24 protein-coding genes and 1 other RNA gene are annotated in these 25,584 nt (G+C 45.9%); 12 read left to right on the top strand and 13 right to left on the bottom strand.

The features are described 5' to 3' along the window. Position 1: 1 nt before the first annotated feature. Entirely contained in the window at positions 2-892 is an 891-nt protein-coding gene (locus tag ACV7NC_RS01575) for a pirin family protein (RefSeq protein ID WP_458153687.1), read from the bottom strand. Between the two features lie 126 nt (positions 893-1,018). Between ACV7NC_RS01575 and ACV7NC_RS01570 the strand changes: the two genes are divergently transcribed. Next, positions 1,019-1,966, top strand: a complete 948-nt coding sequence (locus ACV7NC_RS01570; RefSeq protein ID WP_458153686.1) for a LysR family transcriptional regulator — start codon at positions 1,019-1,021, stop codon at positions 1,964-1,966. A gap of 36 nt (positions 1,967-2,002) precedes the next feature. Here the strand turns inward: ACV7NC_RS01570 and ACV7NC_RS01565 are convergent, their stop codons facing one another. The 10 genes from ACV7NC_RS01565 to ACV7NC_RS01520 form a co-directional block, all read right to left on the bottom strand. Then, positions 2,003-2,455 (bottom strand): SixA phosphatase family protein, encoded by a 453-nt coding sequence (locus tag ACV7NC_RS01565; RefSeq protein WP_458153685.1) that lies wholly within the window; start codon positions 2,453-2,455, stop codon positions 2,003-2,005. Between the two features lie 22 nt (positions 2,456-2,477). Next, positions 2,478-2,783 carry a DUF167 domain-containing protein gene (locus tag ACV7NC_RS01560; protein ID WP_458153684.1) on the bottom strand — a complete coding sequence of 102 codons (306 nt, stop codon included), beginning with the start codon at positions 2,781-2,783 and terminating at the stop codon, positions 2,478-2,480. Positions 2,784-2,795: 12 nt separating this feature from the next. Next, a complete protein-coding gene (locus ACV7NC_RS01555; protein WP_458153682.1) occupies positions 2,796-3,371 on the bottom strand; it encodes a YggT family protein in 576 nt (191 codons plus the stop codon). Between the two features lie 76 nt (positions 3,372-3,447). Continuing rightward, on the bottom strand, positions 3,448-3,597 hold the full coding sequence (locus tag ACV7NC_RS01550) for a hypothetical protein (RefSeq protein WP_458153681.1): 150 nt from the start codon (positions 3,595-3,597) through the stop codon (positions 3,448-3,450). Continuing rightward, positions 3,578-4,390, bottom strand: a complete 813-nt coding sequence (proC, locus tag ACV7NC_RS01545; protein ID WP_458153679.1) for a pyrroline-5-carboxylate reductase — start codon at positions 4,388-4,390, stop codon at positions 3,578-3,580. Before proC ends, ACV7NC_RS01550 begins: the two co-directional genes overlap by 20 nt. Before the next feature lie 38 nt (positions 4,391-4,428). Then, positions 4,429-5,259: a bifunctional DNA-formamidopyrimidine glycosylase/DNA-(apurinic or apyrimidinic site) lyase gene (gene mutM, locus ACV7NC_RS01540; protein WP_458153678.1), complete on the bottom strand. Its 831-nt coding sequence runs from the start codon at positions 5,257-5,259 to the stop codon at positions 4,429-4,431. After that, the gene (locus ACV7NC_RS01535) at positions 5,259-6,134 is read right to left on the bottom strand and encodes a DUF4340 domain-containing protein (protein ID WP_458153677.1); all 876 of its coding nucleotides are present in this window, start codon (positions 6,132-6,134) and stop codon (positions 5,259-5,261) included. Before ACV7NC_RS01535 ends, mutM begins: the two co-directional genes overlap by 1 nt. Beyond that, the gene (locus tag ACV7NC_RS01530) at positions 6,131-7,495 is read right to left on the bottom strand and encodes a GldG family protein (RefSeq protein WP_458153676.1); all 1,365 of its coding nucleotides are present in this window, start codon (positions 7,493-7,495) and stop codon (positions 6,131-6,133) included. Before ACV7NC_RS01530 ends, ACV7NC_RS01535 begins: the two co-directional genes overlap by 4 nt. Positions 7,496-7,514: 19 nt before the next feature. After that, positions 7,515-8,258 (bottom strand): ABC transporter permease, encoded by a 744-nt coding sequence (locus ACV7NC_RS01525; protein WP_458153675.1) that lies wholly within the window; start codon positions 8,256-8,258, stop codon positions 7,515-7,517. 16 nt (positions 8,259-8,274) lie between these two features. Continuing rightward, on the bottom strand, positions 8,275-9,003 hold the full coding sequence (locus ACV7NC_RS01520) for an ABC transporter ATP-binding protein (protein WP_458153674.1): 729 nt from the start codon (positions 9,001-9,003) through the stop codon (positions 8,275-8,277). Positions 9,004-9,421: 418 nt separating this feature from the next. Between ACV7NC_RS01520 and ACV7NC_RS01515 the strand changes: the two genes are divergently transcribed. From ACV7NC_RS01515 to ACV7NC_RS01490, 6 genes are all read left to right on the top strand, one after another. Next, entirely contained in the window at positions 9,422-10,120 is a 699-nt protein-coding gene (locus ACV7NC_RS01515; RefSeq protein WP_458153673.1) for an OmpA family protein, read from the top strand. Positions 10,121-10,240: 120 nt separating this feature from the next. After that, entirely contained in the window at positions 10,241-11,575 is a 1,335-nt protein-coding gene (locus ACV7NC_RS01510) for a TRZ/ATZ family hydrolase (protein ID WP_458153672.1), read from the top strand. Between the two features lie 12 nt (positions 11,576-11,587). Further along, positions 11,588-12,295 (top strand): bifunctional 2-polyprenyl-6-hydroxyphenol methylase/3-demethylubiquinol 3-O-methyltransferase UbiG, encoded by a 708-nt coding sequence (ubiG, locus tag ACV7NC_RS01505; RefSeq protein WP_458153671.1) that lies wholly within the window; start codon positions 11,588-11,590, stop codon positions 12,293-12,295. 40 nt (positions 12,296-12,335) lie between these two features. Then, a complete protein-coding gene (locus tag ACV7NC_RS01500; protein ID WP_458153670.1) occupies positions 12,336-12,983 on the top strand; it encodes an HAD family hydrolase in 648 nt (215 codons plus the stop codon). 93 nt (positions 12,984-13,076) lie between these two features. Next, positions 13,077-13,436: a transfer-messenger RNA gene (ssrA, locus tag ACV7NC_RS01495) on the top strand. A gap of 163 nt (positions 13,437-13,599) precedes the next feature. After that, positions 13,600-14,811 (top strand): tyrosine-type recombinase/integrase, encoded by a 1,212-nt coding sequence (locus ACV7NC_RS01490; protein WP_458153669.1) that lies wholly within the window; start codon positions 13,600-13,602, stop codon positions 14,809-14,811. Positions 14,812-14,881: 70 nt separating this feature from the next. Here ACV7NC_RS01490 and ACV7NC_RS01485 read toward each other — a convergent pair whose 3' ends face one another. Beyond that, positions 14,882-15,907, bottom strand: coding sequence for a hypothetical protein (locus ACV7NC_RS01485; RefSeq protein ID WP_458153668.1), 1,026 nt, complete (start codon positions 15,905-15,907; stop codon positions 14,882-14,884). Here ACV7NC_RS01485 and ACV7NC_RS01480 point away from each other — a divergent pair. After that, on the top strand, positions 15,897-16,094 hold the full coding sequence (locus ACV7NC_RS01480) for a helix-turn-helix domain-containing protein (protein WP_458153667.1): 198 nt from the start codon (positions 15,897-15,899) through the stop codon (positions 16,092-16,094). The two genes, ACV7NC_RS01485 and ACV7NC_RS01480, sit on opposite strands and share 11 nt — an antisense overlap. A gap of 709 nt (positions 16,095-16,803) precedes the next feature. On the opposite strand, the gene ACV7NC_RS01475 is transcribed toward ACV7NC_RS01480, so the two are convergent. Beyond that, positions 16,804-19,482, bottom strand: coding sequence for a BTAD domain-containing putative transcriptional regulator (locus tag ACV7NC_RS01475; protein ID WP_458153665.1), 2,679 nt, complete (start codon positions 19,480-19,482; stop codon positions 16,804-16,806). Between the two features lie 640 nt (positions 19,483-20,122). Here ACV7NC_RS01475 and ACV7NC_RS01470 point away from each other — a divergent pair. The 4 genes from ACV7NC_RS01470 (at position 20,123) to ACV7NC_RS01455 (ending at position 25,572) form a co-directional block, all read left to right on the top strand. After that, the gene (locus tag ACV7NC_RS01470; protein ID WP_458153664.1) at positions 20,123-20,911 is read left to right on the top strand and encodes a hypothetical protein; all 789 of its coding nucleotides are present in this window, start codon (positions 20,123-20,125) and stop codon (positions 20,909-20,911) included. A gap of 15 nt (positions 20,912-20,926) precedes the next feature. After that, positions 20,927-22,696, top strand: a complete 1,770-nt coding sequence (locus tag ACV7NC_RS01465; protein ID WP_458153663.1) for a GMC family oxidoreductase N-terminal domain-containing protein — start codon at positions 20,927-20,929, stop codon at positions 22,694-22,696. A 253-nt stretch (positions 22,697-22,949) separates the two neighbouring features. Further along, positions 22,950-24,770 carry a PKD domain-containing protein gene (locus ACV7NC_RS01460; RefSeq protein ID WP_458153662.1) on the top strand — a complete coding sequence of 607 codons (1,821 nt, stop codon included), beginning with the start codon at positions 22,950-22,952 and terminating at the stop codon, positions 24,768-24,770. Between the two features lie 142 nt (positions 24,771-24,912). Next, positions 24,913-25,572 (top strand): response regulator transcription factor, encoded by a 660-nt coding sequence (locus ACV7NC_RS01455; RefSeq protein WP_458153660.1) that lies wholly within the window; start codon positions 24,913-24,915, stop codon positions 25,570-25,572. Positions 25,573-25,584 lie beyond the last annotated feature (12 nt).

Genomic DNA, 25,584 nt, shown 5'->3' with positions numbered 1-25,584 from the left:
TTTAAATGGTTGAATGGGAATAATCGTGACGTTTTTTTATCCACGCGCGATTGCGCACGAAACTGTTGGTTTGAAAATCTTGCAGCGCTTGATCGATTTCTTCACGGGTATTCATCACAAACGGGCCGTACTGCACTACCGGCTCGCCGACCGGTTTACCGCTAACAACCAACAACCGCGCCCCCTTTCTTCCTGCGGTAAAATCAAAAGTCTCATCAGCGCCGCTCAATGCCGCCAGAGAATGCATTGCGACAAATTGCTGATGTAAATGCCCATCACCTTCGAATACATACAGAAAACTGTGGTGTCCTGCGGACAAACGATGTTGGAAATGTTTGCCGGGTTGTACTTTCACATCGAAATAAGAAACATCGGTAACGGGATCGATAATGGGTGACCGCACGCCGGCATAACGGCCGATTAGCACTTTAGCCCGGTAATCTTGCGCATCGACCACCGGAAAAGCTTCGGCGGCGTATTCCTGATATTCCGGATGATCCATTTTGTGCGCCGCCGGCAGGTTGATCCACAATTGAAAGCCGCGCATTAAGCCGTTTTGCTGTTTCGGCATTTCCGAATGAATCACGCCGCTGGCAGCCTTCATCCATTGCGCCGATCCCGGTCCCAAATCGCCGCGGTTACCCATGCTGTCCTGGTGCTCCATGTGACCATCGATCATATAGGTAAAAGTAACGAAACCGCGATGCGGGTGTGATGGAAAACCGGCCAGATAATCTTCCGGTTTGTCGCTGCTGATATGATCCAGCAATAAGAATGGATCGTAATTGCGTATCACGGGTGTGCCAATCGTTCGGTACACTGTGACTCCGGCGCCTTCCGGCACTGCCACTGCCGGGATGATTCGTGCTGCATTGACTGTCATAGTATCCATGACTCCCTCCTATTAATCTGTATGTTTATTTAATTGATGGAGAGCATTATCATCGTTGTTATAATAAGAATAAATATCTTCCAAAAGAAATAACTGTTCTCATAATAGCAACAATAAGGCACTTTTATGGATCGATACGAAAATATGAACACGTTCGTGCGCGTGGTCGAGACCGGTAGCATCAGTGCCGCCGCGGATCGTATGGATGTCGCTAAGTCCGTCGTAAGCCGCCGCTTGAAAGAACTCGAAACGCATCTGGGAGTGGAACTGTTTCATCGCACCACGAGGCAGATGAATTTAACCGACAGCGGCCGGGCGTTTTATCAGCAAGCGGTTCGAATCCTCGCAGATATTCTCGAAGCCGAGCTCGCCACATCGCAATCACACGGCGCATTGAGAGGCAATCTCAAAGTCGCCGTGCCGCTGAGCTTTGGTCTGATGCATCTGAGACCGGCCATCAACGAATTTTTACAACAGCACCCAGACATTGAATTCGATCTGGACTTCAACGACCGGCAAGTCGATTTACTGGCAGAAGGCTTCGATCTCGCCATTCGCATTGCCAGTTTGCCTGATTCAAGCTTAATCGCGCGCCACCTTGCGCCCATCCAAACGATCCTGTGCGCCAGCCCGGACTATCTGGCACGTAATGGCACACCGCAAACACCGGCAGATCTGCATCAGCACCGTTGCCTGGCGTACAACCTGATCAGCAACATCGAGCAATGGCAGCTTCACGATGCGGGCGGTCAATTAATTAAAGTACCAATCAAACCCTATTTGAAAGCCGGCAATGGTCAATTTCTGCGCGACGCTGCCACCGCCAGTTTGGGTATCGTGCTATTACCAACATTTATTGTCTATCAGGAAATCGAGCAAGGCACACTAGTACCGTTATTAGCTGATTATCAGTGCCTGCCGCTTGCCGCTTACGCGATTTACCCGCAGACCCGCCATTTGTCACAGCGCGTCCGGGCATTCGTAGATTTTATGGTGAAACGCTTCGAAGGTTTGCCTTATTGGGATAAGTGTATGAATAAAATTGAAAAAGAAAATATTTCGCAAGAACTCTAATTCAGCCAAAATGGTTAAAGCTATCCGTACGAAACTTCATAGCATGTCGGGATACATGACGGTATGCAATACTGACTCGATCCCCATGTCCTTTTCCTGACAACGAATCCACCAGACCGATCCTCTTCTCACACGCAATCCCGCCGGCACGACCGGAATCAAATGATGGACAACCTCACCGATCGTCGGTTGATGCCCCACAATCACGACTACGCCGGATGCACTGGGCCAGCCTGCGGCATTAAGCACCGCCTGGACATTTGCACCTGGCCCAACGGTACCATCGGTTATAAAATGTTCTGTCAAGGCGGTCGCTGTCTGCTGCGTCCGTCTTGTGGGACTGACAATCACTTGGGTGTATTCCGGAAGCTTTGTCCGGAGCCAATTGGCCATCCGCTGTGCTTGATCCAATCCTTTATTGGTCAATTCGCGCGATGCATCGGGGTAGGTATCTTCAGCTTCGGCGTGCCGCCATAAAATTAATTCCATGATCGTTTATCTTTTTGGAGTTTCACAAAGGCTGCTGCAATTGGTTCAATCGCTGCTCCGGATTCGCTATTGGCTGCTGAATCACAACCAATTTGTGACGCGACTTGTCACCTTGCTTGAGAATCACCTGACTCAGCGGCACATCGAACCGATCCGCCAAATAGCTCAACAACATCGCGTTGACTTTACCCTCCACTGGCGCGGCAGCAAGCTTGATTTTCAATGCATCACCGTAAATGCCTGCGACCCCGGTAACTTTTGCGCCAGTTTGAATATGCAGCGTGAGTATCAAATTGTTCGCCTTGTCGTAGCGATACCATGGTGTCATTCGATTACATATTTATTGCAGCAATGCCGAAATTTCCATATGAAAACCCGCCACAATCATGAGTAGCACTTGAATCACAATCAGGACGAATAACGGCGATAAATCCACATTGGCAATTGGTGCGATGCGTCTGCGAAAAATCATCAAAAACGGCCGGGTAAAACTGTCCAGTAACGGCGCCAAGGGACTGTTCGGATTAACCCATGACAACACCGCTTGCATGATGATCATAACCAAAATGATATAGAGTGTTGTTTTTACGATGGAAACAATCCCCAACATTCCCATTATACCCAGCGAAAAAATGAGGTTGGCGTCGAAATCATAACCTTGCACGACATAGACACTGGTTACAATGATGCTTTCTAACAGCCAGGCAAGCACCAACGTCGACATATCCATGCCCGCCCATCCGGGAATTACACGACGCGCCGGTCTAACCATAAAATCTGTGACTGCAATTAAAAATTGCGAAACCGAATTGTAATAAGGCACTCGCAACAGCTGAAAATAAAATCGCAACAACAATGCTAATGAAAATAAGCCCAGGAGGGTATCGATAAGAAAAACTAGAATCTGATTGGACATAGTAATTTTCCAGAAAACGAATTGTTAGTTAATGCATTACCCACTGACAACATTAAAGGAAACGCTGATTAAATGACTATACGAGCAAATCACTTCGTTGCGCGGTACTCGCTTCCTCGCCTATTTTGGCGATATGTCTCGATTGCTGTGTTCCGTGCGCCTCGTACTTCATCTCGTCCGCCGAATTAATCAGCGTTTCCCAAGCATTATATCTTGCCGTATTCATCGCTCATTTCGCGAGAGCGGTCATTCGCTGCATGAATGGCGGCTATGATCTTACACTTAATCTCATTTTTTTCCATCGTTAGAATTGCCTGTTCGGTGGTACCGCCTTTCGAGGTCACTCGCGCTCGCAGAAGAGCCACGTCATCATCACTCGAATTAGCTAATTTGCTAGCACCTGCAAAAGTCAGCAAACTCAACTGCCTGGCTTGTTCAGTTGTTAAGCCCAACTCAACGGCTGCTTGTTGCATGGCTTCAATGAAATAGAAAACATAGGCCGGTCCGCTACCCGAAATCGCGGTAACGGCATGCAATAACTCTTCTTCACCCACCCAAAGCGTCGAACCAACCGCTGCCATAATCGATTCGGCATTTTTCTTGTCTTGTTGATCGATTCCCGGCGTCGCGTATAAACCGGCGACCCCGCTTCCCACGAGCGAAGGCGTATTCGGCATGGCACGGATAACTCTGTTATGGCCATTTAACCAGCGTACGATATCGCTGGCGCGAATGCCGGCGGCTATCGATATCACTAATTGATTATCCAATACTGGCACAAGATCTCGCGTAAGATCACGTAACTGCTGAGGTTTCACTGATAACACGATGATATCGCAGTCTGCGATACCTTCTGCAAGATTCTCAAATACAGAAATCCCATAATTCTGTTTTAATTTTTCACGGTTCTCAGGATTAATTTCAATCACCAGCAATTGCTGCGCGGAAAAACCCTGCCGTAATAATCCGCTGATTAATGCGGAAGCCATATTCCCGCCGCCGACAAATGTAATTTTCATGATGTCCCTTGTTGTGTCATTTACTAAATCAAATCATCTCAATGCTGGCAGGCCGGGCAATAATAGCTGGAGCGTTGATTCTGCCTGATTTGTTTAATCAGGTTCCCGCATTTTTTACAAAGCTGCCCTTCCCGCCCATAAACCCAATAGTGCTGCTGAAAATACCCTGGGGTTCCGTCGCTGTGAACGAAATCGCGCAAACTGCTCCCCCCCGCTTCGATTGCTTGCTGTAATGTCTGCTTAATCGCATGAACCAATTTTTCATAGCGGATTTTGCTGATCCTGCCACTTAGAGTTTTAGGATGTATTCCAGCGGTAAACAACGCTTCATTGGCATAAATATTCCCGACTCCCACGACGACTTGTTGATTCATCAGTGTCTGTTTGATGCTGGTAACGCGGCCGCGGGTTTGAGCAAACAATCCGCTGGCATTGAATTCCGGTGTCAACGGTTCCGGTCCCAGATTGATCAGCAAAGGATGAAGCAATGCATCCCCTGCTTGCCATAATACTGCGCCAAAACGACGCGGGTCTCGTAATCGCAATACCGTTCCATTGTGCAAAACCAAGTCAAAGTGATCATGTTGTTGGGGCAGTTCGGCCTTTTGTGCAGTTATCAATGGATAAACGCGCAGGCTGCCCGACATGCCAAGATGAATGATTAATGTGCCAGTTTCGCATTCCAGCAGCAAATATTTGGCCCGTCTGCGAATATCCTGAATGGCCAGTCCGCTGACTAATGCCGAAAGATTATCCGGTATCGGCCAGCGCAGTTTTGCATTGCGGACGACGGCTTTCGCGATTGTCTGTCCCTGTAAGTAAGGTGTAATGCCGCGCCGCGTTGTTTCGACTTCTGGTAATTCCGGCATCAGTGGCTGGGTATTAACGATTGCTGCTGAAAGACATGCGGATCAAGCAATTGCCGGCCGGTCTCGATTGGAAATTGATAACCGACTCCATTGTCCGATCTCAGCACAATGATGGATGATTCATTTTGCAATACTTGAAAATCAATGGTTCGTCCATCTTGCAATTCAATTCCGATCCGACTCCTTTCTGTTGATCCGGCTTCGGCGAGATCGCCGATTGTCATTTCACTTGCCGGTAGCGATTGCCAACGCTCGATCCATTGCGCAATGGTTTCCTGATCGACTGATTCGACCTGTTTGAGAGAAAGGATCTGCCATTGACCTTCTTGCCGCTCAACTTCAAATTGCGGCAAAACAAGTTTTATCGGATTCTCATTCGGCTGCAACAAGATAGGATTGATCAATTCGGTGGCGTTACGCGGCAATGACAAGCCGTAGCGTGGCGAAATCAAATAAACATGTTGCTCTGTCTGCACATATTGTTGATGTTTGACCGGAGCAAAACCGCCAAGACTGATCGATTGATCGTCGAAAAAAAGCTGCACACTGGGTTGCAGCAAACCAAAACGCCCCAGGTCGGTGGCGGGAAGCCGATGCTCGCTGCGTGCATTCAGAATCTCAAAAATTGCCAGGATTTTCTGCTCGTTAACTGCGGCCATTACCGGTTTTATCATGCGCCATTGAGCACCGGAACGTTCAAGCGCGATTTCTTCCTGATGACGCCGGATGATGCGCATGCTCTGCACGGATGATATGGGCTTATTGACAATCGGGTAATCCGGGGTCTCTTGCGACGAGGGCCTGAAGTATAAGAACACCAGCAAACCTGCGATGGTGACAAACATGATCCAATTAAGACGGGCATGATGTGTCATGGCGACGCTTTTCTCCTGCGATACCACCAAATACTGATTCCGATTGCCAGAAACAGCAACGGTAATGCCACCATCAATCCCACGGCGATAAACGTCAATTGCGATTGACTCAACGCCAGATTACCATCGAGCGCTGCACGGGGTTGAATGATCATCATTTCTTCATCACCAGTCAGCCAATTCACTAAATTTATTCCAAAATCCAGGTTATTACCGTTTCCCAGATAAGTATTCGCCAGAAAGTGCCCGCTACCGACAATCACGATGCGCTGCTCGCGATCGTTGATATTGCGGGATAATGCTGCAGCAACACTGATAGGACCCGGCACATCCGCCGCTTCGTCAAATGCGATCTCGGCATTCAAATCGCCGGTTTCAACCCATCCATTCGGCGCCACTTCAACCAGCGAAACGCTATTCCAGTCGGTGTTATCGTCAATCGTAATCTGGCGCGCATACGGAAACACCGTAATATATTGAAAGCCGCTGGTAACCGGATGTTGTCCGTATACCGCGCCTAATGAAAAAGTTATGGGGGCTTTCAGTTGTTGCGCATGCGGATCGACCACAACACCGGGCGTTAAGGTTAGGCGTAATTTCTCAGTGAGCGGTAATAAGCCGCGCAACGATTCCTGATCGACTAGCCATAATAAATTGCCGCCCCGGTCGATATAGTCCAGCAGCTTATCCACTTCGCCCGGTAACAAATCCACTTGCGGCGAAGCAATGATTAGCAGATCCGCATCCAATGGAATCTCCTGTTCGATGGCCAGGTTCAGCGATTGATTGCCAAATCCGGATCTTCGTAAAGATTTTCCAAATTCTCCCAAGTCAAAATTCGCAGCGCCATCTAGTGTGCGTTCACCATGTCCGCTTAATTCGAGAATCAATTTATCTTCCAAGCGCGCCAATCGCATCAGCGCGTTAGAGAAAGTCTGTTCATTGATCACCGCGAGATGCTCGGTTTTATGCCGGTAGGTAATCACGATCTCACCGTTGACCTGCACATTTGCTTCTTGGGCGAGCAAGGGCTGCTCCACCGGGTCGATGAATTGCAATGCCAAATCAGGTTTAGCCCGCTGATATAGCGCCACAAAATCGGCAATCACTTTGCGAATGTCTCCGATTTCCGCCTGGTATTCCGTCGCATACGCAGTTACCTGCACCGGTCCGGGCAATTTTTGCAAAATCTCGATACTGGCTGCATTCAAGCTATTCCGCTGATTTTGACTGATATCCCATTGCATTCGATATTGCGTTGCAAGATAACCCAGCACACCCATTAGCGCCAATAACAGAATTACAAAAACACCGTGATGAATCCGATGTTGTCTGCGCAGTTTATGATTAATTCCGGTCATGGCTTATGATCAAATAAGATTAGTCATGCAGCCGCTCCCCTTCGAGGCGGCGGATCGTCAGCACCAGAAATAAAATCATAAACAACAGGAAATAGCTGATTCCCAAAGTATCGATCAAGCCTTGATTAAAGTGGCGGAAATGTTTGAGCAATGAAAAATAATGCAACCATCCCTCGGTCTCACTGGCAGCCAGATCGATCATCCAGAGTCCGAGTAACGCTGTCAATGAAGCAACTGCAGCAATAGCGGGTTGGGCTGTCAGGCTCGAGAAATACAATCCGAGCGCGGAAAAACAGGCGGTCAAAAAAAACAACCCGAGCAAATTAGCCGTGATCAAACCCATATCCAACACGCCGCCAAGTAGTAGGGACACGGATAATAACGCGATCAGGGTTACGATGACGGTAAAAAAAATCATGAGCGCAAAAAATTTTCCGAGAACGATAGTGGCAATAGAAACCGGCGCGGCGATCAGAAAACTAAGCGTATGATTGCGGCGTTCCTCCGCGAGTAAACGCATCGATAGTATAGGAGCAATCATCATCAAGACGATGGCGGCCAGCGCAAAAACGGGCGACACAATCATTTCGGTCACACCCGGAGGATTTGCAATCTGCAGCATTTGCGGTTGAATCTCAAGAAACGCATCAAGCCGCACAAAAAAGAACCAAGACAAAATAAATTGAATCGCGGCTAATATTACCCATGCGAGCGGAGAAATAAACAGCATTGTTAATTCTTTGCGGATGATGATCGCAATCATGAGGCGATTCCTAATGTTATTGAGTAAGTTGCGTGAATATCGATTCCAAATGAATATCGCGCTGTTGTATTTCCGGCATACTCTGATTGAACACCACTTGGCCCTTATGCAGGATCTGCACGCGATCGCAGACACTGACAACTTCCGATAACAGATGGGTTGATAAAATAACGCTGCTGGTTTTACCCAAATCCCGTATTAATTGACGGATTTCACGCATTTGGTTTGGATCCAGCCCAACACTGGGTTCATCCAAAATAATGACAGCCGGCTTATGGATGATAGCTTGTGCAATTCCCACACGTTGTTGGAATCCTTTCGATAAAACGCCAATCAAGCGATTGCCACAATCATTCAACCCGCAGCGCTGTTTAACACTTGCCAACGCGGCAGACTCTTCCGCTTTTGGCACACGATGCAATCGCGTAGCCAATCGCAAATACTCGTCAACGGTCAAATCAAGATACAGCGGCGGTATTTCCGGTAAAAAACCCACCTGCGCTTTCGCTGCGGTGGGTTGCTCTAAAAGATCGATACCGCAAATCTGTATGCTACCGCTGCTGGGAGCCAACAGGCCGGTCAACATGCGCATGGTCGTGCTTTTTCCAGCGCCGTTCGGCCCGAGCAATCCTAACACTTCGCCTCGATGTAACTCCAGATTCACATGATCGACCGCCACATAGCGATCATATTCACGACATAAATCACGAGCCGACAAAGAAATTTCTGCTGCAGTTTCAATCATGCGATGTCCCGGCAATTAGATAATTTCACAAAATAATGAGGAACAGATCAGTTCAAGCCCAAAAGCCAATCAATCCAAGTATACGTCCGATTATTGGGCAATTCGTCGCTTTCTGCACGATTATCCCAGACACCAGGCCTGCACGACAAACGTAAATTACCCGGATCCTGTTTCTTATGAGCCCATCGATTACCCGGCCATCAATCACATTTTGCGATTTGATTGGCAATTTCAAAGACTCGAATGTTGCGTTATTGCAACACAACGGTTCGGTTATTCATATATTTAAAACGAGATATTACACACGAGTTTGCTTGAAGTAGTAGAATTGAAAAGGCTTTTAGAATATGATTGCAAATCATTTTTGTATAATCAAAAGAACTCTATGAATCGGAGTTTTCATTAAAAGGACAACAGCATGAAGAAAATATCAGCTAAAAATACCATTATAGGAATGATTCTCTCATCAGCAATGTTTTCTGGTGCTGTTTTGGCACAGGGAACAGGCGCTGATAGCACGGTCAAAAAACCGGAAGCATACGGCATTGATGATCGCGGTATCGTTGCAAGAAACACTACTGGCTTGTGCTGGCGGACGGGTTACTGGACCCCGGCCATGGCTATCCATGAATGCGATCCGGATTTGGTTAAAAAACCGGATGAAGTTGCAGCTGCTCCTGCCGCTGCTGCTGCCGCGGCAGACGCTGGCACTACAGCACCGGATAAAATTACGTTCTCTGCCGATGCATTATTTGATTTTGATAGCGCAAAATTGAAACCGGCTGGCGTTCAATCATTAAATGAATTTGTCGGTGGTATCAGTGATCTTAAATATGACTTGATTATTGCGGTTGGTTACGCTGATCGTATTGGCTCGGATGAATACAACAGAAACTTGTCATTGCGCCGTGCCGAAGCTGTAAAGGCTCACCTCGTATCCAGAGGCATCAGTCCTGATCGCGTGTTTGTCGACGGTAAAGGCGAAGCAAATCCAGTTACCGGAAACAGCTGCATCGGCGAGAAAAAAACCAAAGCATTGATCGATTGCTTGGCACCTGATCGCCGTGTTGAAATTGAAGTTGCCGGAACAAGAAGAACTATTAAGGACAGTAATTAATCAAGCAACTTCAATCACCATAACGTGATTGAATGGTAATTACAAAAAAAACCTTATCTATTTTCACTTTAAAGCCCTGTTGAAATACAGGGCTTTTTGTTTTTTGATACTAATGTTTTCATGAATGATCGGACAGAAATCGATACGCTCATCTCCGCCCGATGGATTATTCCGGTTGAGCCCGCAGATACAATTCTCAATCACCACGCCATAGCAGTGCACCAAGGAATCATTCAGGATATTTTGCCGTTGCCGGAAGCCAAACAGCGCTACCAGCCACACCAAACAATAATGCTCGACGATCATGTGCTAATCCCTGGCCTGATTAATTTGCACACGCACGCCGCCATGACGTTGATGCGCGGGTTTGCCGACGATTTACCGCTAATGGAATGGCTGCATCAACACATATGGCCAACTGAAAATCAGCATGTCAATGCGCAATTTGTTTTCGACGGCGCGCAACTCGCCTGCGCTGAGATGATCAAGGGCGGCATCACCTGCTTCAATGACATGTATTTCTTTCCTCAATCCAGCGCAGAAGCCGCTATCAATGCCGGCATGCGCGCCACTATCGGCATGGTGGTCATCGATTTTCCAACCGCCTATGCCAGCGATGCCGACGACTATCTCGCAAAAGGCCTTGAGCTGCGCGATCGCTATCAAAATCATCCGTTGCTGTCTTTTTGCTTTGCACCTCATGCACCTTATACCGTTAGCGATAAAACATTCGGTAGCGTTCTGACCTATGCCGAACAACTCAATGTGCCAATCCATACTCACTTGCATGAAACCGAAGAAGAAATTCGCCTGAGCCTGAAATCAACTGGGATGCGACCGATAGAACGCCTGCACCATCTCGGGTTACTCGGCCCTAATTTGATCGCGGTGCACATGACACATCTGACCGATTATGAAATCAAATTGATGCATCAACATCTTTGCAACATTGTTCATTGCCCGTCTTCAAACATGAAGCTGGCTAGCGGCTTCTCTCCGGTTGCAACATTATTGAACCAAGGCATCAATGTCGGTCTTGGCACCGATGGCGCGGCCAGTAACAATCGCTTGGATCTGTTTGAAGAAATGCGGCTCGCGGCATTACTGGCAAAAATCACCAGTCATCGCGCTGAAATCCTCCCTGCGCACCAAGTTTTGAGGATGGCAACCTTGAATAGCTCGAAAGCACTTGGCTTGGATAATATTATCGGATCACTGACCATCGGCAAGGCCGCCGATATCACAGCGGTCAAATTTTCCGATCTCAATCTCGCTCCTTGTTACAACCCGGTATCACATTTGATCTATGCCGCAGGGCGCGAGCATGTCAGTCATGTCTGGGTAAATGGTAAAATGCTGCTGAACAATGGTGAATTGACAACACTGAATCCCCGGGAACTCAGATACCGCGCGACTTTCTGGCAAGAGCGCATCGGGAATTCAGCTAAAAATTAAGGGAATGTAGATATGGAAAATGATGGCATCAACGTAGACCCGCTTGAATTGGAAAAATTCAGCCAGCTCGCGCACCGCTGGTGGGATCCAAACAGCGAATTCAAACCCTTGCACGAGATCAATCCGTTACGTCTTAACTACATCAATGACCTGGTTGGCGGATTAACCGGAAAAACCGTATTGGATGTCGGCTGCGGCGGCGGCATTTTATCCGAAGGCATGGCCTCGATGGGTGCGCATGTCACCGGCATCGACCTCAGCGACAAGGCGCTCAAAGTCGCGAAACTGCATTTGCTAGAAAGCGGGCATCGCGTTGATTACCGCAAGATCACCGTGGAATCGCTGGCTAAAGAACAACCGCAGCATTATGATGTGGTTACGTGCATGGAAATGCTCGAACACGTGCCGGACCCGATGAGCGTAATCCGTTCTTGCGCGCAATTAGCCAAACCGGGCGGCTGGGTTTTCTTCTCGACCATCAACCGCAATCCAAAAGCCTACTTGTTCGCCATCATCGGCGCTGAATACATTCTTAAACTGCTGCCGCGCGGTACGCACGAATACGCCAAATTCATCAAACCATCCGAACTCGCCCGCATGGCGCGTAATGCCAGTTTGACCGATGAGCAACTGATCGGTATGACGTACAACCCGATCACCAAAGTCTATGCATTGGAGCAGGATACCGACGTCAACTACATCATGGCGTATCGCAGTTAATCCGTACCGAACACTCGCTTTTTACTATATCCCCTACTCCATGATTAAAGCTGTTCTCTTCGACTTCGATGGCACTCTCGCCGATACCGCGCCCGATCTGGGCCATGCCTTGAACCGGCAACGTACTGCCCGAGGCTTGCCTGAATTGCCCATCGCAGAAATCCGCCCCTTGGCTTCCGCTGGATCCCGCGGACTGTTGGGACTGGGTTTCAACATCAAACCCGGTGATCAAGGTTACGAAACAATGCGCGACGAATTTCTCGATTTTTACACCGAACGGCTCTGTCACGATACTCGTCTGTTCCCCGGCGTCGATGAATTGCTCGGTCAACTGAAAAAACGCAACCTGCCGTGGGGTATCGTCACCAATAAACCATCGCGGTTCGCACATCCGTTAATCCATGCACTTGGCCTGGCGCAACAGGTCGCTTGCATCATCTGCGGCGACGAAATCGCCAATACCAAGCCGCATCCGGAACCGCTGTTGACCGCCAGCCGCAAAATTGATATCTCCCCCGCAAATTGTATCTATCTGGGTGACGACATTCGTGACGTGCAAGCCAGCCTCGCTGCCGGCATGCACCCGATTATCGCCCGTTACGGCTATCTCGGTAACGAACAACCGCCGGAAACTTGGGGTGCACGGCATCTAATCGATCACCCTGAAGAACTTCTGGCTTATCTCTAAAGAATTGCGCGCTATTTCTGCTAGAATAGCCGACGCATAGGACTTGAACTTTAAGCTTTCATCACCATCCTATGCACTACCAAAACGAATACCGGGGACGATCTGGTTTCGACGTGGGTTGCAAAGCAGCGCAGGGCATACCGAGGATCAGATTACCTCGTAAATCCATCTGAAAACAATAGTCGCAAACGACGAAAACTACGCTTTAGCCGCTTAATCGGCTAGCCTCTGCACCGGTGGGCCTCAACGCCGGGTCTGGCAACAGACAGCAGAGTCACTAACGGGGATCGCGTTCTATAGGGTCACTTTATAGAACGTTAAATAATAGGTGACTCGCCTGTCATCAGCCTGCCGGTTGGCGGTAGCCAGGTCAAATTAAATAACATGGCTAAGTATGTAGAACTGTCTGTAGAGGGCTTGCGGACGCGGGTTCGATTCCCGCCGTCTCCACCAATTGAGTGTTTTAAGAAATCCAATAACATCCTAGAACCCGCCTAAGTGCGGGTTTTTTATTGCCATTTGTGTCCAATATTGGGTAATATTATCCTATAGCATCCAGCAATTAATAGGGGTAACTCTCCGGGGTAACTCCAATTCATGTTTAGGAGTTACCCCTATGCCACTAACTGATACCTCAATTCGTAACGCAAAGCCAGGCGCGAAGCCAATTAAGCTATATGACGAGCGAGGATTGTTTCTGCTTGTTACCCCAACCGGGGGTAAGTGGTGGCGATTTCGTTTTATGTTTGACGGCAAGGAAAAGTTGTTATCGCTGGGTGTTTATCCTGACGTCAGTTTAAAAGATGCACGTGAGCGCCGGGATGAGGCTCGAAAATTGGTCGCCAATGGTGTGAATCCAAGCGAAAACCGCAAGATTCAGAAATCAGCACGAGCAGAGCTAGTTGCGAATAGTTTTGAAGTTATAGCACGAGAATGGTTTGCCAAATTCGCCTCAACCTGGGCATCGCATCACGGCGACCGTATCATCCGGCGATTTGAGCGAGACATTTTTCCTTGGATTGGCGGACGACCTATTGCTGAGATTAATGCACCTGAGCTACTCACTGTAGTGCGTCGGATTGAAAACCGGGGTGCATTGGAAACCGCACATAGAGCGTTGAGTAATTGCGGGCAGGTATTTCGTTATGCCGTGGCGACCGGGCGCGCTCAACGCGATCCATCCGGTGATTTGCGAGGCGCATTACCCCCAGTCAAAGGCACACATTTTGCGGCTACCACTGAACCAAAACGTGTAGCGGAAATTCTTAGAGCATTGGATGAGTATGCGGGCACGCTTACGGTACGCTGCGCTCTCCGTCTTGCTCCTCTGGTTTTTGTACGTCCTGGTGAATTACGCAACGCCCAATGGGTGGATATCGACTTTGAAGCAGCCGAATGGCGCTACCTTGTCACTAAAACCAATACACCGCATATCGTTCCGCTTGCAACCCAGGCCATAGAAATATTACGTGAATTGCAACCACTCACCGGAAACAGCCGGTTTGTTTTTCCGAGCGCACGCAGTTTTATCCGCCCGATGAGCGACAATGCAATTCTTGCCGCAATGCGCCGCCTAGGTATTGATAAAGAAGAAATGAGCGGACATGGCTTTCGGGCAGTAGCGCGAACAATACTTGATGAAGTCTTAGGCGTTCGCCCTGATTTTATCGAACATCAGCTTGCTCACTCGGTACGTGACCCTAATGGCCGCGCTTATAATCGTACAGCCCACTTACCTGAGCGACGCAAGATGATGCAACAATGGGCTGATTATCTGGATAAACTAAAAACCGGTGCCGAAATTATACCGATGCATCGAGAATCCTAATTCTAATTGCATGTGTAATGCCGATGCATACATCACTATGCAAAACTAAGCTCAACAAATCTACCAAGTCTCACTTCGCCAGCTTCAACAAATCAAACACCACTTTGGCAAAACGGGCTGATTTGGCAGGATCGGATAATAATTGCATCATCTGGTTTTGATGCGCCTCGCCGCTATCTATGACGGCGTCATCCACGGCTTCGACAAAATCTCCCAGCATCGCTTGTTCCGGTGAATTATTGGCGATTTGCTTCATGACCAAGGCATTCTCACTGACTTTATCCCGGATGGTATAGGCGTAATTCACCAGGTCTTTCTCTGTCAGATAGTCGGTAATAAAAAGCTCATTTAAACGGCTGATGATCTGTGACAGAAATTCTTCCTGCTTATCTTTAGCGCTGGCCGTACCCAGCCCCTCCCCGGGTTTGAGCTGATATTCACCGGTATTTTGTTGTAATTTCAAGTCCTGCTGGCGAATTTTGGACAAGCGGTAATGACTGAGCAATACGCCGCTTAAATCGATGTCATCTTCTTCCATCAGGGTTTCGCGCAGCATCGGGCGTAAATGCCGCGCATACAGGCTGAGTTTTTCCAATGATTTATCGTCGTAATCGACGATCTGCGACATGAATTCATAGAACCGCACGAAAGTACCCAAATCCTTTTTAAAAATATCGAGCGCATCCTTCTCTTTCTTGCATTCCTTAAAGCTGTTTTCCGCATTGGCGATTAGCACTGCATCACGGGTTTTCTTGCTGCGCTCAAACATTTCCTTCGCCAATCGGTAGGCTTCCAGCGCTGATTGATAGCGTTTCTGCCAGCGCTCTACAGCAGGCTTGCAGATATTGGCAATGGCGGCATTGCTTTTGTTTTTGGTGAAGAAGGCAGCACAGAACTGTTCTATTTCGTTCCAAGTGAATATACCGGCAGCTTTGAGTTTATCAAACAGATCAAAAATCAAGTCCGGGTCGGAAACATCCGCTAGTTCCGCCGTCTGGTAATAGGGCTGAAAGGCATCGAGAATATCCTGCGGCTCATTGAAAAAATCCAGAATAAAAGTACCGGTGTCCGCTTTGCCGGGATAAGTGCGATTCAAGCGCGTTACCGGATTACGTCTCGAGCAAACTTATCGTTTTCTGTGCAATCCTTCACACATTGATAGAAGCATCAGCACATTAGCTTTTGATATGGGGTTCAACAATATTTCCTGGTTCAACCGCATCTTCAAGCAACGATATGGATTGACTCCCTCCGAAGTACGTAATTCTTTGATTAAATCATAAATCCAGGCAATTAATCAGCTCTTAAAATTTTTTAAAAAATTGTGAATGTACCGGATATAAATATAGTAGGCATTCCAATTCAAACTTATGAGTTGGCACATCAAACCAACCGGATAGATCTTCTTCCTTTGGACGATAAACGAATACTTCACTTCGTTTCTTTTGCGAAAAAACCGCCGCTTCCTTTAGTATTTTGCCCTCTCCAGCAGCTTGATCTGCGGCTAAACTATCGAATTTCTTCTTGTCTCTGTGTCAGTTTCCCACTATCCCGGAATCACTGATCGACAGTGTCCGCTTGGTACTCCCTAGCCTACCTTTGCTTGTTGTCATTGATTTCCAAGCTCCAAAATGCTCCCATCATAGTATGCTCCAGTTCAAATACTGGACTAATCGCATCTAATTCGAATTCTTTTGCGCACAACTTTCTCGTTACCCTATTCTCCCCTCAAATTAGAGACCATTTCCTCTCAACTGGAATGAATGATTTCACTTGAACGGATCAAGCAGATAATTAAAGCGGTACCTTGCGTTACCATACTTATTTTAAAAAGGCTTTAGTTGCAATAATTCTTAAGGATATGAGAATAAATAATATTTTCAAGCGCTACCACAGCAAGGTCATGGTTCGAGCGATATTCACCAGCAAAGTTTGGTACCTCATTCAAGGCCATTGCTTCCTCGCGAAGCGAAAACCATGTACTTAACTCCTTCATACAATCTGACTTTGGATCTGTTTGAGCAATAACTGAATATCACTCGACAACTGCATGTTAAATCCTTGGCATAGAACTCGCTGACATTGCCGGTAGATTTGTAATGCCTCATCTAATTGTCCTTGATTGGCGTAATGACGCATCAACCGCCGATAATTATTCTCCACCAGAGGTTTATATTCTAGCTGCTGATGAAGCAAATGCCGAACCCGTTCGTGTGCACCACTCGCTTGATAAACATCAATGACACGATCAAGCAAACGGCTCAATTTATTGAGCAATTGTTCCTGAGTCAATATCACAAGTCCGGAATCATTATTTTTTAGAAACGCTCCACGGTATAGCTTAAGCAATCGATCAGTCAGCTTATCGATAATTTGTTGCTGTCCACTAACCGACAGTGCTTGCTCAAGCTCCACAGCAGTTGCTTCGAATGCCCATAGATCCAACCAGCACAGATGAGGATTGAGCGACAAAAGGCTATTGTTCAATAATACAGTTTCCCTACCTACTAGCTTTCTTAATCTGTGTAAAGTGGTTTCCAATGACTGTCTAGCAAGATCACCTTCAACGTCGGGCCATAAAATGACTGCCAAATGATCGCAATGCACATCACGACCTCCAAGATTAATCAGCATTTCCAGCAATTCCAGAATTTTCTTTTGACCTTTACCCGACTGCTCGACTGGTTTTCCATTGACCAGAATTTCCAGTGTTCCAAAACTATAAATCCGCACTGACCACGGCCACTGCTCCAAATGCACCGGCGGCAAAGTTAGCAACTGGTGTTTTTTTAGTAACTTGATGGCGTATTCTTGTTCAATACCGTTTTCAATGGCGACTAAACACAAAGATTCAAAAACCTTCGGGCGCCATCCAAAAAAAGCAAAAAAATTTTCAGATCGTAATATTCCTAATAGCTCTTTCACAGCTAGTAACATTCGCAACTCATCATGTTGGAGATAACCAAGCCAGGCAGCAGCCACATGGTATTGAACCAGAGTATGCTTGTTATTGGCATCCTGCGCCGCGGCAGCTAACAATTGAAGTGTTTGTTCCGCGCTATGCCACTGTGACAATTCAGCCTGTAATTGAACTTCCAGTGACCAAATACCAGCGTAAGCGATTTCAAAGTGAACCAATTGCGCCAGATGCAGCGCCTGCTTATTTTGATCTAAAGCATATTGCCGCTTGTTAGTTAGTGCGGCAAGCCAGACAGTATAAATATGGTGCATCACTATCGGGATGCGCTGGCGATCATGTCTGGAATCAATTGCTTTTTGCAATGCATTTTCAGCGTTTGTCAGATCGCCGCAATTTATATGGCAACCCACACTGTTGGCGAGTAACATGCCTTCAAATAAATAAAGACCTGATTTATTAGATAACTCCAGCCCTTTTTGAGTATATTCGAGGCCTTTTATGGAATCGGCCACTAATAGACTTTTAACAATTAATAGATAGGCACTCATGACTCTTATCATTGTTGGCAGAGCTTCATCGTCCAATGCCTGTTGCAGATAAGGAAAAAAAGATTGAGCTTTAGTAAATTGGAGATTGAACATGTAATACTGCGCCAGTTGCAAGCTCATCCCTGTCTTGAGAGCCTTAATTGGAATAAAACGAAATAAGCCCTCGCAGATTCTGATTAAACTACGAGATAATGGATGCTGAATGTTAAAGATTGAGAAAGCCTGAAGGGCTGTTGCATAAAATTGGATTTTTAACTCAATGGTTACACCTGTAGAATAATTTTTGCGTATTTCATCAAAACGACTCATCCATTCTCTCAGTTTGGAAAAATCATCCCAGCTAATTGCAATCGCTTCAATTGCATTTATCCACGCTAAATAAATACCTTTAATATCATGTACGGAAATGAAGCGTTGATAGCTTTTCTCTAACTGTTTTTCCGCCAGTAGCGGATCGGAAGGTTTTAATGCAATTGCATACCAGTAACTTAACCATGCATCCGTCTCTAACTCGGTATCCGGTAACACTTTGATCCACAGCAGTATGGTTCGATGTCGCCCAGTGTTAATCAACTGCTGAGCTTGCTGTAACAACAAGGTTTTTAACACAACCCAATCTTGCAGCTGTTGATAAATGGATAAAGCTTCGATTGCGCGATCCTGTTGCACCAATATTTGAGCCGCCTTACGTTGCAGAATTTGCCACTCTGAACTGGAAAACATCCTTGGTATCTGGGTCAGCAACAAATCTCTGAATAATGGATGAATGCGATAAATAGGTTGTGCACCCAAGGTTCTCTCAATCAGGAAATTCTTTGAAACAAGCGTATCGAGATCTGATTTTGCCTGGCGATAACCAGTCAATGCTTTACCCATCTCCGCTGTGAACTGACTAAACAATGCGCAAGCTACCAGAAATTTTTGCAATGGGTGCGACAAACTCGGCCATGACTCCATCAACAAGTAACTATGGATGCTGCAATGCTCATCCAAATTTTCAGATTCCTCCGAAATGGCCACTTGCCTGGCCATCAACACCATCCCCGCAGCCCAGCCCTGAGACTTCGCCTGGATAAAGCGGATTTTCCTCTCATCAAAATCTGGGTCTAACCATTGAATAAATTCATTGCTTTCTTGGTCTGTAAATTGCAATTCAGATTCACCGATTTCCACCATTCGGTTCGTCACAAATAATCGTTCCAATTCCACTCCAGGACGATTTCTGCTGATACATATCAACTGCAAGCCTTGCGGCAATTGATCAATCGCGATTTGTAGCAGGCGGAAAAACTTGAGATCTTGTTCCAGCTCTTGACAGTTATCCAGAACTAACGCTGTTTCTTGCGTAAGTGCAGAAAAGAAGTCACGAAAAAATACACGTGCAAAGTTCTCAATGTCATCGGCGTATTCCGCAGTAAAGACCGGCAGCTTGAGTTTCTCGCCGGGGTAATTCTTTTGCGCCGCCATCAACAAAAAATAAAAAATATCCGAAAAGTCTCTTTCGTTGTTATCCACTCGATACCATATAAACTTTCCGCCGCGATTTTTCAAAAAACTTGCTACAAGCACTGTTTTCCCAGCACCCGGTGAGCCATTCACCCATATCAGTTCGGCTGTCTTTCGCTGCTCGATTAAAGCAAATAATCGCTTCCGCTCAAAAACCCGCTCATAGTCCGGCGGAATAATCTTGGTGGGATATCTTCTTTGTGCCATCGCTTTTCAACTTTCTTCAATATTCCTGCATTTTGTAAGCTATTTGTAAGCCTATCACTGCAATCATAATAACCATAAAAACAAAATTTAAGATTGAAAGTAGTTGTTCTTAAAAGCCGGGAGGTGCCAAATGGAACATAAATCAAAAATAAATGAATGGAATCGGGCAATTAATCATGGTATCAAAGTGACTAATAAAATAAGAATCAAACTTAACGAAATAAATAAAAATGAATCACAGAATTTTAAGAAAAGTTTTGCAGGAAAAATACAATCTTTACCTTTAAATAGTTTTTCCTGTTCACGCAGAAAATTTATACAGCAAAGCGGATTACTTGCATTAACAGGGGCACTGGCGCAGCTTTCTTATTTAAGTTGGGCCCGAACCGATCAATCAATTGAGCAGAATGTTTTGCATGAAACTGTCAATGGTTTACTTGCATTTATAGTACCTGGATCGGATAGTTATTCGATTCATCAAGGAGTTCATACAATAGATTTTGGTGGGGTTGATGCAGGTGTAACCGAAAGCTTCATTTTTGCATTAAATGATTTCATGCCATTTGCCGGAAATTTCTCCGTCACAGTCGCCACAATTTTAAATAATGTCGCGTCAGCAATTAATCCCTCAGTATCCGGACCATTCATCTCTCCATTTGCAAATCTCGCATTTCCTGAAAAAGCGTTAGTGTTTGCTTTACTGGAAAGTGGACAGATAGACCCATCTCTTAAACCGCTTGCCGGAACGTTGCTGCAATTTGCCGGATTTCTTGCATACTCCGAGGCAGGAGTAATAGATCCGATGACTGGGAAACTCATAGCGACTCCTCTCAGTTGGATTCTTACGGGGTATTCTGGCCCGGCCGATGGTCACGCAGAATTTCTTGGTTACTATCGCGAAAATCGCAAGGCAAATTGAGTAAGAAAGGAGAAAATGATGAAGGATGTTATAGTAATCGGAGCCGGAGGAGGTGGCGCAGTCGTTGCCAAAGAATTGGCGGCTCGTGGTCTTGATGTTCTAGTGTTGGAAGCTGGTGCTGCTCGCGCAGATCCAGAGCAGGAATTTTCAAGATTAGAAGTTGATGCGAATAATCCACTATCCGGTTATTTTCGGTTTGGGCCAGCCAACCGCTTAAAACCGGCCTTCCGGCGTGAGTTACCCCAGCTTTCTGCAATTTCTCAGGTATCAGGCGTCGGTGGTACTACGCAGCACTACTATGGTAATTCACCACGTGCCATGCCAGGTGCTTTTCTTGGGTACTCTAGTAGTGATACAAATGCATATGATACAAACTATCTTTTTCCTTTTAGCTATAACGAATTAATTCCTTATTATCAATGGGTAGAAGAAACGCTGCCGGTACAAACAGCGCCGATGGGAAAAAAAGAGCAAGCTTTCTTCCTCGGAGCTGAAAAAATGGGATTACCCTTTCAAAACACCAAAGATATTACACATGCTGCATTTCGCCCACAAGAAAACGCTATTCTTCAACCGCGTGGAAATGCTGGAAAAACCAATGATCCTGTTAAATTGCAATTCCCTCTTGCATCGGGCTGTACTTTTTGCGGACATTGCTTTCAAGGTTGCATTATTCCACGTGGAGCACCCCGCAATTTAAAAGCCAAACGCTCCACAGATAACAGTTACATGCCTATGGCACTGACAGCTGATCTTTGGACAAACGGTGGTAAAGCCATTACTTTAATTACAGATGCTTTTGCTACTCGCATTCATACTGACAGCAATTCAACCGCTCGTGCCGTAACGTGGCGAATTGGTGCAACGGGCGAATCTGTGACGGAAGAGGCTCATGTCATAGTGATGGCTTGTGGCGCCATTGAAACTCCTCGCCTCTGGCTCATGAGCGATTTACCCAATCCCAACGATTGGGTGGGGCGAGGATTAACCGATCACTTTCTGGATGTGATTATTGGTCTCATGCCATTTGATATTGGTGCCAGTAAAGGACCGGGGTCAGCGGCACGGGCTGATTTTCCAGGATATGGTGCGATTGAAATCAGTAGCGTTTCCCCTGCATTTCTTGCTGCCAGCCTTGCAAACAGTGACGCCGGCATTGCCGGGTTGTACAGCAATGGCTTCAACGGCGGCAGGTACGGCGCAGATACCATGGGCAGAATCATTGGTATAAATATGAAGAACTTACTAGAACAGCTTGATCACGTCATGTACCTCAGCATCATGACTGACGACGATGTGGAAGCGCAAAACCGGATTACTCTCTCTACAACACAGCCACCCGATGAACATGGCCTGATTCCACGTGTTGAAATTCATCATCGCAACCGTTCAGCAAGAACTATCCGCAACCGCGAATATTTGTCAGAGCAAGCCATTCAATTATTAAGAAAAGCTGGCGCAACTGCGGTGCACCGTATCGCCTATCCTCCTTATCTATTTCATCCGCATTCAACCATGCGAATGGGTTTGAGCGATGTTGATTCCATATTGGATGCGAATGCGGAGGCTCGCTGGGTCAAAAGGTTATTTGTTGCAGACAATTCAGCTTTGGCCAATGCATTAGGCGGTCCTAACCCGACCTTAACAACACAAGCACTTGCTACCCGAACCGCTGAAAAAATTTTCCGGCTCTATTTTGGAGGGGATCCTTGGGTAGGTAAAGAGAAACCGATTTCTTCAATCGATAGAATTGTCACTCAGGCTGTAATATCAAAAGCTTTATAAAAGGCATTAAGTTATCAGCTGATATTTAAGGAAACTCTTAGCAATATTGCTCTCGGTTGTAACAACATTATTTCTATATCTATCGTTTGATATCAAAAGCGTTTTTGCTTTTATAGAGGTGAGGTAAAACTTGAAATTATTTCCTTTGCAAGAAACCTTCTTCACTAAACTGATAGCGCATCAAGTTAGAACAAGCATTGCAAGTGCTACATGACAATCCAAGCAACATATTTCGAATTTATGAGGTGCTAAGTTGAATCATAAGATCTTATTACAATTGGCCTTATCATGCCAAAAGTCACTGCATATTCTATATTCAAGCTTCAAACGATCGTTTTTAGTGATGGGATTATTGGGGTTGTCCGTTTCCGGAAATCTTTCTTATGCTGCAATGACATTCAAAATTAACCCTAAAGCCACTTATTTACATACCAACAACGATCCTGGTGCCATTAATGCTATACCTATCGACCTTAATAGCCTTGACCTTTCAGCTGGTGATACTATTTTGCTTGAACAGTTGGGGAATTTTAGTATAGGTCCCAGCGCTGATACTTATAAGAATACCATCGGTGTTTTCAGCAACTCCCCAACTTTAGCAGCAGCATCTAACCTACATCGAGTTCCTGGAGCCATCGATACCGGTATTGACGTCGTGACCGGAAATACTTACTTTGGTAATCAACCAACGGATATACCCGAAGATTTTAGGATAGTTGATACCGGTACACTAATTACGATTCCAACTGGTGCGCTGTACTTATTCGTTGCCGCTTCAGATTCGCTTTATCAAGACAATACTGACCCGGATGGCAATTATTACGTTCGAATATCCCTTGCCCCTTTAGCAGATGCAGGCAATGATCAGACCTTCAACGAAGGAGAGTTGATTACTCTCGATGGCTCTGACAGCAAGGGAGATCCATCCAGATCATTGAATTATTACTGGCAGCAAATAGCTGGCAATCCGATCGTTTCTCTCGATCTCGTTGACCCCAAAAGGCCCACCTTTACTGCACCAAATGTTTCAAGAGCAGGAACAACACTTACATTCCAACTCATTGTTAATGATGGTTACAACGATAGTCCAGCTGATACGGTTGATATCACAATCAAGGATGTAAATCACCCACCGGTTGCAGAGGCAGGAACCGATCAGATTGTCCAGGAAGGAAGTTTAGTGATTCTCAATGGTTCGAATAGCTACGATCCCGATAACGATACCCTTTCATTCCATTGGGAACAAACCGGAGGGATTAGCGTGTCCATAATTGATGTGAATACAGCTCAACCGACTTTTACTGCACCGGCTGTTGGTTCATCAGGAGAGACTCTGGAGTTTCAGTTGACTGTTGACGATGGAGCAGCTTACGGTACGGACACAGTCTTGGTTAAAGTCGACAATGCCAACCATGCGCCTGTTGCGAATGCCGGTAATGATCTAACAGTTGATGAAGGAGGAATAGTCATGTTAGATGGTCGTGGCAGCATGGATCCTGATAATGACTCGTTAACCTATATTTGGACAATACTCAATGAACCCACAATCGCTCTGTTAGATCCTTCTAGCCCTACTCCAAGTTTTATTGCGCCGCAAGTACAAGAGGACGGTACTGATATTGAAATCGAACTCTTAGTTACCGATGGAACCTTAATTAGTACAGACAAGGTTATAGTTCATGTCATGGACAAAAATGACGCGCCGAAGTGTGAACTTGCTCTTGCCAGTCCCGCACTACTTTGGCCACCGAACAAAAAAATGATTCCAGTGGAAATAATAAATGTATCCGATCCTAACAATGACCAAATCACCATTGACATTATCAATGTAACCCAAGATGAATTACCCATTGGTCTAAGCGATAGCAACATTCGCTCAGATGCAGTGATCCAAGAACAGAGAGTACTTCTGAGAGCAGAACGTGCGGGTGATGGTAATGGTCGTGTATACGAAATTACGTTTATGGCTCAAGACAATAGCAGAAGTTGTACTGGTAAGGTAAATGTCTGTGTACCACATCACCCTGATTTAAATCAATGTACTGATAATGGACAGCAATTCTCATCACAATAAATTAATCTCATGAATAAATAACTCAGGTATAAATATTAGATATATTTTTTGCTTAATCAATTTGTTTTCACATGTTTCATGCTGTATTTCTAATATCTCTGCTTGCCATATATTATTCTAATATCAATTAATAATCAGATAGATGAAAAATAAGAAACGTATTTTAGTAGTTGAAAATTGTGATCTGGTCAGGATCGGTTTGCGTTCACTTTTAGAAAATTACTCGTTAGGTCACCTGGTTGCAGAGACAAAGCAAATACGAGATTTATTGTATCTGGTGAAGCAGCATCAGCCTCACATAATAATGATCGATCAATTCTTGATAAACGATCACAGCATTGCTTATTTTTCAAGTCTTAAAAAATACAGTACTCAAAGTAAGGTGCTGGTTCTTGCTGAACAAGATAGCCTATTTATGCAGTTAAAAATGTTGCAAGCTGGCGCGGCGGGCGTTATCAGCAAGTACAGTAATTGTAAGTTGTTGTTGAGTGCCATCACTGCGATTCATTCCGGAAAATTCTGGTTGAGTCGCAGTTCTTTTTCGGCGAAGCAAGTGCAATCAAAATCTTACCAATCAGTAACATTGCCTTATGCGAATGAAATTGCAGCTTGCAGCAGATTGAGCAAGGCCGAAAGTCTTGTTGCATCGCTTGCTTGTCAGGGTCTATCGGCTAAGAAAATTGGTTCGCAGTTATCTATTACGGAAAAAACCGTCCGCAATCATTTGTCGGTAATCTATCGGAAAGTAGGTGTCCGTAAGCAAATAGAACTATGCATAAAAGCACCTCTTTATAATCTGTAAGAAAGCTTAGGG

It is taken from the genome of Nitrosomonas limosa (genome assembly GCF_054188085.1).
The sequence above is the reverse complement of the archived record's forward strand: the minus strand, read 5'-3'. Positions and strand labels throughout refer to the sequence as shown.

Bases quoted from the DNA above. Each gene is read 5' to 3' on its own strand.
- ubiG (WP_458153671.1), top strand. From the start codon at position 11,588: ATGGAAAATGATGGCATCAACGTAGACCCGCTTGAATTGGAAAAATTC.
- ACV7NC_RS01520 (WP_458153674.1), bottom strand. From the start codon at position 9,003: ATGATTGAAACTGCAGCAGAAATTTCTTTGTCGGCTCGTGATTTATGT.
- ACV7NC_RS01465 (WP_458153663.1), top strand. From the start codon at position 20,927: ATGATGAAGGATGTTATAGTAATCGGAGCCGGAGGAGGTGGCGCAGTC.
- ACV7NC_RS01490 (WP_458153669.1), top strand. From the start codon at position 13,600: ATGCCACTAACTGATACCTCAATTCGTAACGCAAAGCCAGGCGCGAAG.
- proC (WP_458153679.1), bottom strand. From the start codon at position 4,390: ATGAAAATTACATTTGTCGGCGGCGGGAATATGGCTTCCGCATTAATC.
- ACV7NC_RS01515 (WP_458153673.1), top strand. From the start codon at position 9,422: ATGAAGAAAATATCAGCTAAAAATACCATTATAGGAATGATTCTCTCA.
- mutM (WP_458153678.1), bottom strand. From the start codon at position 5,259: ATGCCGGAATTACCAGAAGTCGAAACAACGCGGCGCGGCATTACACCT.
- ACV7NC_RS01525 (WP_458153675.1), bottom strand. From the start codon at position 8,258: ATGATTGCGATCATCATCCGCAAAGAATTAACAATGCTGTTTATTTCT.
- ACV7NC_RS01575 (WP_458153687.1), bottom strand. From the start codon at position 892: ATGGATACTATGACAGTCAATGCAGCACGAATCATCCCGGCAGTGGCA.
- ACV7NC_RS01560 (WP_458153684.1), bottom strand. From the start codon at position 2,783: ATGACACCATGGTATCGCTACGACAAGGCGAACAATTTGATACTCACG.
- ACV7NC_RS01550 (WP_458153681.1), bottom strand. From the start codon at position 3,597: ATGAATACGGCAAGATATAATGCTTGGGAAACGCTGATTAATTCGGCG.
- ACV7NC_RS01530 (WP_458153676.1), bottom strand. From the start codon at position 7,495: ATGACCGGAATTAATCATAAACTGCGCAGACAACATCGGATTCATCAC.
- ACV7NC_RS01565 (WP_458153685.1), bottom strand. From the start codon at position 2,455: ATGGAATTAATTTTATGGCGGCACGCCGAAGCTGAAGATACCTACCCC.
- ACV7NC_RS01555 (WP_458153682.1), bottom strand. From the start codon at position 3,371: ATGTCCAATCAGATTCTAGTTTTTCTTATCGATACCCTCCTGGGCTTA.
- ACV7NC_RS01500 (WP_458153670.1), top strand. From the start codon at position 12,336: ATGATTAAAGCTGTTCTCTTCGACTTCGATGGCACTCTCGCCGATACC.
- ACV7NC_RS01470 (WP_458153664.1), top strand. From the start codon at position 20,123: ATGGAACATAAATCAAAAATAAATGAATGGAATCGGGCAATTAATCAT.
- ACV7NC_RS01535 (WP_458153677.1), bottom strand. From the start codon at position 6,134: ATGACACATCATGCCCGTCTTAATTGGATCATGTTTGTCACCATCGCA.
- ACV7NC_RS01570 (WP_458153686.1), top strand. From the start codon at position 1,019: ATGGATCGATACGAAAATATGAACACGTTCGTGCGCGTGGTCGAGACC.
- ACV7NC_RS01455 (WP_458153660.1), top strand. From the start codon at position 24,913: ATGAAAAATAAGAAACGTATTTTAGTAGTTGAAAATTGTGATCTGGTC.
- ACV7NC_RS01510 (WP_458153672.1), top strand. From the start codon at position 10,241: ATGAATGATCGGACAGAAATCGATACGCTCATCTCCGCCCGATGGATT.